A 9,419-nucleotide genomic window follows, 5' to 3' on the forward strand; every position below is an offset into this window, starting at 1 on the left:
GATCGTGGTGCTTCGGAATGGGCAAGTCTTGTCCATGGTCGGGCTGGCGTCGCGCAAGAGATGTGCCGCTTGTCATGATCAAACCATCGGGGTTTCTAATTGCCTGATGGTCTGAGTTGACTGAGGGCCCGCCCAAAGAGACGGTGCGCAACTTCTGCGCACCGCGCAACAAATGCACAGCGGAGTTAACCTGCAAGCGGTCGCCTAGCGGTTCTCCGGCGTAGCCCACTTTCCAACCAAACCGGAACGGAAACATGGCGCTTGCGTTTCGCCACCGGGCATGCGATCGGACTGTAACCGTGCGAGCCCAGATCCGGCTGGATCCGTTCCAGCGATTCCTCGCGGCCGTGCTGCTGTGCAGCGCGCTCGCGATAGCCGTCCTCGGTGCAGCCGTCGACCACCTGCTCACGCGCAATCTCTTCGACCGCGAGGCCCAGGTTACGGCAGAGGCGGTACGAGTCCTCACAAACCTAGACTTGACCCCCGAACAATTCCGCTTCGTGGCCAGCAACAACAAGACGTGGGCGTTTACTCACCTGGCGCAGCACCTCACCAGCATCCCCGAGATCAGGCACGTGAAGATTTACGACGCAGAGGAGGGGACAGCGGTTTGGTCCGACGAGTGGCAATGGATGCAACAGGACGAGCAGAGCAACCCTGAGCTGGCGGCGGCCCTCAAGGGGCAGACCGAGGTGGAGATGAGGACACCTACGGCGCTGCGCTCGCACGAAGCTGGTGGCTCTGACGGCCACCGCATCCTTCAGGTCTACGTCCCCATGGTCTCACCCGACGGCAAGGTGTACGCGGTTTTCGAGGTCTCCAAGAACCCGGCGACCTTCTTCCGCAACCTCGATAGCGCCCGCCGTATGCTGTGGCTCATCTCCTTGGGCGTAGGCATTGTGCTCGTCGCCCTGTTGGCACACATCTTTCTCCGTGCCCGTCGCACCGAGATGGCACTACACACACGCAATCGTGAGGTGGAAGCACAGCTGATCCAAGCGGAGAAGCTGAGCGTTGTGGGCGAGATGGCCGCCGCGATCGCGCACGAGGTGAACAATCCCCTCGGCATCATGATGGGAAAGACCCGGGAGCTGCGGGCGATGACGAACGAGCGTGGTTGCCCGCAGGTCTGCCGCGAGGACTTTGACGTCTTTGGCCGCGAGATCGGTCGCATCGCTGAGGTTGTGCGCAGCCTCCTGCTCTTTGCGCGAAAGTCCGAGACGACATTGGCGGCGACCGATGTGAACCAGGTTCTCCGCGAAACCGTGCGCTTCGTCGGGCCTTCTTTCGCACGCGCGAATGTCGCGATCGTACCCGAGCATTACGACGCGCTCCCGCTCGTGCGCGCCGACGCCAACCAACTGAAACAGGTGTTCCTCAACCTGTTGCAGAATGCAAAAGATGCGATGCCGGACGGGGGATCGATCCGGCTGCGCACCTTGTCACAAAACGGCCACATCAACGTGGAGGTTATCGACACCGGCACGGGCGTGCCCCCGGAGATCATCGGCCGCCTCTTCGACCCATTCTTTTCAACGAAAAAGGCCGGCGACGGGTCGGGGCTGGGCCTCTCGGTCAGCTACGGGATCATCAGGGCTCACGGGGGCAGCATCGAAGTCAGCAGTGAAGTTGGCCATGGATCGATTTTCCGTGTGGTTCTCCCAACTCTCGCATAGCGCCGACAGCCCGGTATCGGCGTCCGCGTTTGATCAGGTGGACCGGTATTTTCTCGCGCTGCGCGTGGGGTCCGCCGGGGCAGCCGCCGTGTGGCTATGGAGATTCGCCGCACCAGGTGTGACGCTCAAGGGTGTTACCCTCACTGCGGCGTTCGCGGCCTACTCGCTGGCGCTGTATCTGCAGGTGTGGCGTCACCCGAGCGCGCGTGCACGCGCCTATCTGGCGGTGCTGCCGGCGGATCTCGTGTTCCTCTTCCTCGTCTGTCTCTGGTCAGCGGAGCCGATGTCCGGCGCCTATCTCGCCTTCTACTTGCTCGTCGCACTGCACGCGTTCTACTTCGGCGCAGTGGTGGGCATTGGCGCCGCCACTGGCTTTGCCGGATTGTACACGACCCTGTATCTCTGGCTGCCCTCGGCGCAGCGGTGCTCACTGGAAGACCTGACGCTGCGTTTAGGATTCGCGTTTTTCATTGCGTACTCGCTGGCCCTGGTTTCCCGCCAGATGCGCACCAATCGCCAACGCCTGTTCGAAGTCAATCTGCAACTGCAGCACCGCAATCAGACTCTCGAGCAGACCTACCGGCACCTGTCCGTCGGTCGTCTCGCTGGGGACGTGGCCCATCACATCAACAATCCCGCCGCGATCATCGTCGGCAAGGCAGAGGTGATGCGCCGGCAGGCGGAGCGCGATGGCCTGCCGCAACGCTATCTGCAGGATCTCACCACCATCGCGGAATCCGCATTTCGCATCGGCGGAGTTGTCCGCAGCTTGCTCGCCCTGTCTCCCCAGCAAGACGGGAGGCCGCAAAGTATCGACATTGCGAAAGTCGCACATGGCGTCATTCTGCTGTTTGAGAACCGAGCCACCCAGCGGCGCGTCCACATTGAGCAACGCCTGACGCCGGGCTTGCGAGTGCACGGCCAGGAAAGCGCGCTGCGGCAGGTGATCGTCAACCTGTTGTGCAACGCCCTCGACGCCGTGAAAGACGGCGGAGAGGTGGTGGTCGACACCCGCCCCGGGGCAGAGCCGGAGACGGTGGAACTGCGAGTGCGCGACGATGGACACGGCATTCCCCGTGAGCATCTGGATGAGGTCTTCAGTCCCTTTTTCACCACCAAGGACGGAGCCGATGGCGTCGGCCTCGGTCTTTCTCTCTCACTCACCATCGTCCGCCGGCTCGGCGGCACGATGCGCGTGGACAGTATGCCCGGGAATGGCTCGACGTTCACGGTCGGTCTGCCGGTCGACGCCAGTCCCCTGGCGCGCGAGGAAGCGTCATGAAGAGCGTCTTAGTCGTCGACGACGAACTCTCCATGGCGCTCAACATGGAGCAGGTGCTCTCCCAAGCCGGCTATGCCGTGCGCACCTGCTCCACCGGTGCGGAAGCACTCGCCGCGCTCGCCAAGGAACCAGCCGACGTGATCTTGCTGGACCTCAAGCTGCCGGATGTCTCGGGCATGACCCTGCTCGAGCGCATCAGCGTGGAACGGCCGGGCTCGGTGGTGATCATGGTAACGGGCTTCGCCAGCATCGAAACCGCTGTGGAGGCGGTGAAAAAAGGCGCCGCAGATTTTCTCGCCAAGCCCTTCCCTCCCGACGAACTCGCGCTCAAGGTGAGCAAGGCCCTCGACTACCGCCGCTTGGTTGCGGAGAATGCGTCCCTGCGACGTCAACTCGGCACCCTTCCGCTGCGCCCGATCATCGGCCAGTCGCCTCCGATCTGCGCCATCATCGAAACACTGGGGAAGCTGCATGAGTCGGATTGCCGTGTGCTGATCACCGGTGAGAGTGGCACCGGAAAAGAACTGGTCGCGCGCTACTTGCACTATCACGGGCCGCGCGCGGAGCGCAGCTTTTTCGCCGTCAATTGCAGCGCCCTGACTGAGACGTTGATCGAGAGCGAACTCTTCGGACACGAGAAGGGCGCGTTCACGGGTGCGATCATCACCAAGAAGGGGCTGTTCGAAACGGCCGCCGGGGGCACGCTGTTCCTCGACGAAATCGCCGAAACCAGCCCTGCTTTTCAGGCGAAACTGCTGCGCGTCATCCAGGAGAAGGAGTACAAGCGCGTCGGCGGCGAACGCACCATCAAGACGGATGTGCGGATCATCGCCTCAACCAACCGCGACCTCGCCCGCATGATCGCCGCCGGTACCTTCCGTGAGGATCTGTACTACCGCCTCAGCGTGGTGACCATCCACATGCCATCGCTGCGCGAGCGTCGCGACGACATTCCGCTCCTGCTCGATCATTTCGTTCGGGTCCAAGCCGTCAACGTCAAGAAACCCGTGCCCACCATTGCCCCCGAGGCGCTCGAACTCCTGCGCAGCTACTCGTGGCCGGGTAACGTCAGGGAACTCGAGAACGTCGTCGAACGGGCCATGATCATGTTGGAGGGGCTGGTGCTGCGGCGACAGGATCTTCCCTCACTCGAGTCGGCCGAGAACCGCAGCCTGCCGCGGGAACTGACCACGCTCGAAGACTTGGAGCGCGAGCTCATCCGGCGCACGCTCACCGATCTGAACTGGAACAAAACCGCAGTCGCCAAGCGCCTCGGCATCAGTCGCCGCGCCCTGTACGACAAAGCCTTCCGTCTCGGCATCGTGCTCGATCCCCGGGACGCCGCCTGACGGGCGGCTCTACTGCCCTCACCACAGCCCTTTTCCCTTCCATCTCCACCACACCTGCCGTGCGGTTGCCGCATATGCGTGCCCACAGAACTTCGGTAGCGCCAACGCTGGCACCTTTGTTGCGAGAGTCGGTGGCGAGAACGGGAAAGAGGTGGCGGGTTCGGCGCCAGATCGCCGAATCTGTCCGCGAAAGGAGAGGACAGAAAGATGATCAGTATCATAACGAAGGGGGCGCTAGTTGTAGCGGCCAGTGTCGTTCTGAGCAGCGCGGCGGTGTCAGTGGCCCAGGCGCAGGACGCGAAGCAGGCTTTCGAGAAGAACTGCGTGATGTGCCATGGGGTGAGCGGTAAGGGTGACGGGCCTGCCGGCAAGATGTTGAAGCCACCACCCGCGGATTTTGCGACCGTGCTCAAAGGAAAATCGGATGCCGATATCACCAAGGTCATCAAAGAGGGCGGCAAGGCGGTGGGGAAATCGGCGGCGATGCCGGCTTTCGGCGGCAAGCTAAAGGACGATCAGATCCAAGGCATTATCGAACACGTGAAGGGATTCGCCTCCAAGTGATACGCCCGCTTTGCATTCTTTTGGGCTGCCTGCTCCTCGGCGCCTGCGAGAACGCCCCTGCGGCGGTAACTCAGCCCATTCAGTTCAATCACAAGGCGCATGTCGAGAAGGGCCTGCCTTGTGATGGCTGTCACCAGTCCGTCGAGAAAGCCGCCTCTGCCGGGATCCCCAAAACGGAAACCTGCATGATGTGCCACCAGGGAGCGATCACCGACAGCCCGGAGGAGGAGAAGGTGCGGCAGTACGGGGATAAGGGGCTGCAGATTCCCTGGCAACGCGTCTACGAAGTCCAGGGCCACGTGTATTTCTCACACCGCCGACATGTGGCCTTGGGAGGAGTCGAATGCGTCCAATGTCATGGTCCGGTCGGTGAAAGCACAGCGCCGGTGACGGTAGCAGCAGTTCCCGTGCGCATGGACAGGTGCGTCGGCTGCCACACCCAGAAGGGCGTGAGCATCGATTGCAACGCATGTCACAGATGAAACGTGAGCCGATGGACACTGACGAAAAGAATGGAATCAAGGTTAGCAGGCGTGGGTTTCTCGCGCTGAGTGGGGCGGGCGCAGCCGGTGTGGCGGTTTCCGGCTGTGGGCCGCACAAGTTGGCCGAGTTCCTCGAACTCACCGAGTCAGCCCGCAGGGCTCCCGGTGGCGAAGAACGATGGGTGACATCCATCTGTGGCCAGTGCGAGGGCGGCTGCTCTATTCGTGTCCGCACGGTCGGCGGACGCGCGGTGAACATCACCGGCAATCCGTTCTACCCCCTGAATCGCAACGGCCTTTGCCCAACGGGCCTGGCCGGGCTTCAGACTCTCTATAGTCCAGACCGCATTCGCGGGCCGCTGAAGCGGGTGGGAAACCGCGGAGAAGGAAAGTGGGAACCGATCTCGTGGGAGGAGGCGATCCAAACCGTCGCCCAGCAACTCCGAGAGATCAGAGAACGGGGTGAACCTCACTCCGTCGTCTTCCTCAGCGGGGACGGCAACGGGTTGATGGACACGCTGGTCTCCCGCTTCTGCCAGGCCTACGGCACTCCAAACGACGTACGAAACACGGGGGCGGCCCTGGAGACACAGGCACTGGCGCGCTTCTGCACGCAGGGAACCCGCGCGCCCCTGACCTATGACCTCGACAACACGAACTGCATTCTCTCTTTTGGTGCGCCGCTACTCGAGGCATCGGTCTCGCCCGTCCGCATGATGCGGACTTACGGCCACCTGCGCCAGGATCGCCCGGGCCCCAAGGCCAAGATCATCCAGATTGAGTCTCGCTTCTCGGCCACCGCCGCGAAGGCGGATGAGTGGGTTCCGATCCAACCCGGCACGGAAGGGGCACTCGCCCTGGGCATCGCCTATATCCTGATCCGCGAGGGCCTTTACGATAAACGCTTCGTGGATAACCACGCCTTCGGCTTCGAGGATTGGAAAGATGCCGACGGGACGGCGCACCAGGGTTTTCGGAACCTGGTGCTGCGGGAACACAATCTTGACGAGGTGTCGCGCCTCACCACCGTTCCGGTCAGCACGATTCTGCGGATCGCCAAGGAGTTCGCCACCCACAAGCCCGCCATTGCCCTCGGCGAGATGACCTCCACCAACGCGGCGTACAGCCTGATGGCGGTCCATGCTTTGAACGCTCTCGTGGGAAGCATAGATGTATCCGGCGGTGTCGTGTTTCCCCCCGAAGCACCACTGAAAGAGTTGCCCACTGTGCAACGAGACGACGTGGCGAAACGCGGCCTGACGCAGCCGCGGCTCGACGGTGCGGCATCGCGAGCCTTTCCGTTGGCACACCACGTCGCCACGGCGATGGCGGGGCCCCTGGCCGCGGAGAAACCTTATAAGGCGAACGCGCTCTTCCTGTATCAGGCCAATCCGCTCTTTTCCTCGCCGCAACCGGCAAGCTTCGCTCGGGCTTTCGAGAAGATTCCGTTCATCGTGAGTTTTTCACCGTTTCTCGATGAGAGCAGCACTCAGGCCGACCTGATCCTGCCGGACCATACGTACTTGGAAAAATGGCAGGACATGCCCGCTCCTCCGGTCGTGCCCTACCCGCTCTTCGGTTTGAGACAGCCGGCCGTGACGCCGCTCTACAACACCATGCACACGGGCGATGCCCTGATTCAGATCGCCAAGCAAGTTGGAGGGCCCGTCGCCGACGCTTTTCCCTGGGCGGATTTTCTCACGGTGCTCCAGTACCGCGTCACCGGCCTGTTTGAAGCGAAGCGCGGAGGCATCGTCGAGCCCTTTACCGACAAGTCGTGGACCGCGCTGCTGGAGGACCGGGGATGGTGGTCCTCCTCGTACCATTCCTTTGACGAGTTTTGGGCGCAGTTGCAGGACAAGGGGGGTTGGTGGGATCCGGCCTACAGTTTCGGCGAGTGGGCCCGAATCTTCCCGACGCCGTCTGGCAAGTTTGAATTCTACTCCTTGACGCTGAAGCAGAGCCTGACGGCTTTGGCTGAAACCGGCAAACACGACATCGAGGGGGCATTGAAGGATCTCAAACTGACGGCACGCGGCGACGCGTTGTGCCTGCCGCATTTCGAGTCGCCCCGATTCGCCGGAGCCGATGCCCAATACCCGTTTCACTTGAACATCATGCGGTTGCTGCCGCTGGCAGGCGAGCACAACGCCAATCAGCCGTTCTTGCAGGAAATCCTCGGACCGCAATTGGGGATGCGATGGGACTCGTGGCTGGAGATCAACCCGGAAACGGCCCGGCGACTGGGAGTCGACGACGGCGATGATGTGTGGGTCGAATCTCCCGTCGGCAAGCTCAAACTCCAAGCGCGGCTCAATCCGGGCGCGATGCCCGACGTGGTGAACATGCCGGCGAATCTCGGACACACCGCCTCTGGGCGCTGGGCCGAGGGGATCGGGGTGAATCCGCTGCAGCTCACCGCGCCGGAGTACGACTATCTCGCGGGGCTCAGCGCCCCCGGGGCGACACGCGTGAAAGTGTACAAGGCTTGAGGCGAAGACTATGCCGCGTTGGGGAATGGTAATTGATCTGGACAAGTGTACGGGATGTCAGGCCTGCACGGTGGCGTGCAAGGTCGAAAACAACGTCCCCTTTGCCGAACCGAAAGAGGCGGCGAAGGGACGGGTGATCTCCTGGATGGAAGTGATGACCACCATCGAAGGAGAGTACCCCAATGTGCGCACCCGCTATCTGCCGCGGCCCTGCATGCAGTGCGACAATCCCCCGTGCACCAAAGTGTGCCCCGTCCGGGCCACGTACAAGAACCCCGAAGGGTTGGTCGCGCAGATCTATCCACGCTGTATCGGGTGCCGCTATTGCACCAACAACTGTCCGTACACGGTGAAGTACTTCAACTGGTACCGGCCGTCGTGGCCGCCGGAGATGGAACAGTGCCTAAGCCCCGACGTGGCGATCCGCCCGAAAGGCGTGGTGGAAAAGTGCACGTTCTGTCACCACCGGCTGCAGCGGGCGCGAGAAGAGGCGCGTGCCGAGAGCAGAGAGCTGCGAGAAGGGGACTATATGCCGGCCTGTGTTGAGAGCTGTCCCAGTTCAGCGATGTATTTCGGCGACTTGGACGATCCGAGCAGCACGGTTGCGCGTCAGGCGCAGAGTGCCCGCGCCTTCCGGCTCATGGAAGAGCTGGGCACGGAACCGAAAGTGTACTACCTGCGGGAAGGGGAATGGTATGGCGGCGCCAAAGGTTAACCACGACGAGGACGCCATCCTCTTTGAGCCCATTCTTCACACCGGCGGTCGGTTTTATATCACCGTCGCGGTGCTGCTCACCATCGTCGCCTGGGCTGCGTTCACCTGGATCACGCAGATGCGACAGGGGTTGGGCATCACGGGGATGAACCGGCCGGTGATGTGGGGATTGTATATCACCAACTTCGTTTTCTTCATCGGAATCAGCCATGCGGGGACGCTGATCTCCGCCATTCTCCGCCTGTGCCACGCGGAATGGCGGCGGGCCATTACCCGCTCCGCCGAGGTGATCACGGTGCTCGTGCTGTTCATCGGCATGAGCAACATCGTGATCGACCTGGGGCGTCCGGATCGGGTCCTGTACGTCCTCCAATACGGTCATCTGCGTTCCCCGCTTCTTTGGGACGTGATCAGCGTCACGTGCTACCTGACCGGCAGCATGATCTATCTCTACTTACCCTTGATTCCGGATATTGCGTTGATCCGAGAGCGCACCACCAAACGGGCATGGCTCTATCGTCTGTTGTCGTTGGGCTGGAGCGGCACCGAGCGACAACACCGCTGGCTGGAGCGGGGCATCGCGATCATGGCCGTCGTGGTCATCCCCATCGCCGTCTCCGTGCATACGGTCGTATCGTGGGTCTTTGGCATGACCATCCAGCCGATGTGGCACTCGACCATCTTCGGCCCGTACTTCGTGGTCGGGGCCATCTTCTCGGGAATCGCCGCACTCATCGTCGCCATGGCGATTCTCCGTTGGGCCTATCATCTTGAAGACTACCTGCGCCCGATACATTTCAACAACCTCGGCATTCTGCTCCTGGTGATGACCTTACTCTGGTTCTACTTCACCTTTGCG

At 62.0% G+C, this 9,419-nt stretch carries 9 protein-coding genes; 8 read left to right on the forward strand and 1 reads right to left on the reverse strand.

The genetic code is table 11. The features are described 5' to 3' along the window. On the reverse strand, positions 1–256 hold a 256-nt coding region (locus tag VF515_13735; GenBank protein ID HEX7408697.1), incomplete at its 3' end, for a hypothetical protein. Between the two features lie 43 nt (positions 257–299). On the opposite strand from VF515_13735, the gene VF515_13740 reads away from it, so the two are divergent. The 8 genes from VF515_13740 to nrfD form a co-directional block, all read left to right on the forward strand. Continuing rightward, complete coding sequence (locus tag VF515_13740; GenBank protein ID HEX7408698.1) at positions 300–1,676, forward strand: ATP-binding protein; 1,377 nt, start codon at positions 300–302, stop codon at positions 1,674–1,676. Next, the gene (locus VF515_13745) at positions 1,636–2,958 is read left to right on the forward strand and encodes a HAMP domain-containing sensor histidine kinase (protein HEX7408699.1); all 1,323 of its coding nucleotides are present in this window, start codon (positions 1,636–1,638) and stop codon (positions 2,956–2,958) included. The genes VF515_13740 and VF515_13745 overlap by 41 nt, the downstream gene beginning before the upstream one ends. Next, on the forward strand, positions 2,955–4,307 hold the full coding sequence (locus VF515_13750; GenBank protein HEX7408700.1) for a sigma-54 dependent transcriptional regulator: 1,353 nt from the start codon (positions 2,955–2,957) through the stop codon (positions 4,305–4,307). The genes VF515_13745 and VF515_13750 overlap by 4 nt, the downstream gene beginning before the upstream one ends. 207 nt (positions 4,308–4,514) lie before the next feature. Continuing rightward, positions 4,515–4,871: a cytochrome c gene (locus VF515_13755; protein HEX7408701.1), complete on the forward strand. Its 357-nt coding sequence runs from the start codon at positions 4,515–4,517 to the stop codon at positions 4,869–4,871. Continuing rightward, complete coding sequence (locus tag VF515_13760; GenBank protein ID HEX7408702.1) at positions 4,868–5,353, forward strand: cytochrome c3 family protein; 486 nt, start codon at positions 4,868–4,870, stop codon at positions 5,351–5,353. The genes VF515_13755 and VF515_13760 overlap by 4 nt, the downstream gene beginning before the upstream one ends. 11 nt (positions 5,354–5,364) lie before the next feature. Beyond that, positions 5,365–7,845 carry a molybdopterin-dependent oxidoreductase gene (locus VF515_13765; GenBank protein ID HEX7408703.1) on the forward strand — a complete coding sequence of 827 codons (2,481 nt, stop codon included), beginning with the start codon at positions 5,365–5,367 and terminating at the stop codon, positions 7,843–7,845. Positions 7,846–7,855: 10 nt separating this feature from the next. Next, positions 7,856–8,560, forward strand: coding sequence for a 4Fe-4S dicluster domain-containing protein (locus VF515_13770; GenBank protein HEX7408704.1), 705 nt, complete (start codon positions 7,856–7,858; stop codon positions 8,558–8,560). After that, positions 8,541–9,419 (forward strand): NrfD/PsrC family molybdoenzyme membrane anchor subunit (gene nrfD / locus VF515_13775; protein HEX7408705.1); only part of this gene is annotated, 879 nt, incomplete at its 3' end. The genes VF515_13770 and nrfD, both read left to right, overlap by 20 nt.

The sequence above is a fragment of the Candidatus Binatia bacterium genome, from assembly GCA_036382395.1.
Lineage (GTDB): Bacteria > Desulfobacterota > Binatia > HRBIN30 > HRBIN30 > JAGDMS01.

Excerpts from the sequence above, each read along its gene's own strand:
- VF515_13745 (HEX7408699.1), top strand. The coding sequence starts at position 1,636 with ATGGATCGATTTTCCGTGTGGTTCTCCCAACTCTCGCATAGCGCCGAC.
- VF515_13750 (HEX7408700.1), top strand. The coding sequence starts at position 2,955 with ATGAAGAGCGTCTTAGTCGTCGACGACGAACTCTCCATGGCGCTCAAC.
- VF515_13755 (HEX7408701.1), top strand. The coding sequence starts at position 4,515 with ATGATCAGTATCATAACGAAGGGGGCGCTAGTTGTAGCGGCCAGTGTC.
- VF515_13765 (HEX7408703.1), top strand. The coding sequence starts at position 5,365 with ATGGACACTGACGAAAAGAATGGAATCAAGGTTAGCAGGCGTGGGTTT.
- VF515_13770 (HEX7408704.1), top strand. The coding sequence starts at position 7,856 with ATGCCGCGTTGGGGAATGGTAATTGATCTGGACAAGTGTACGGGATGT.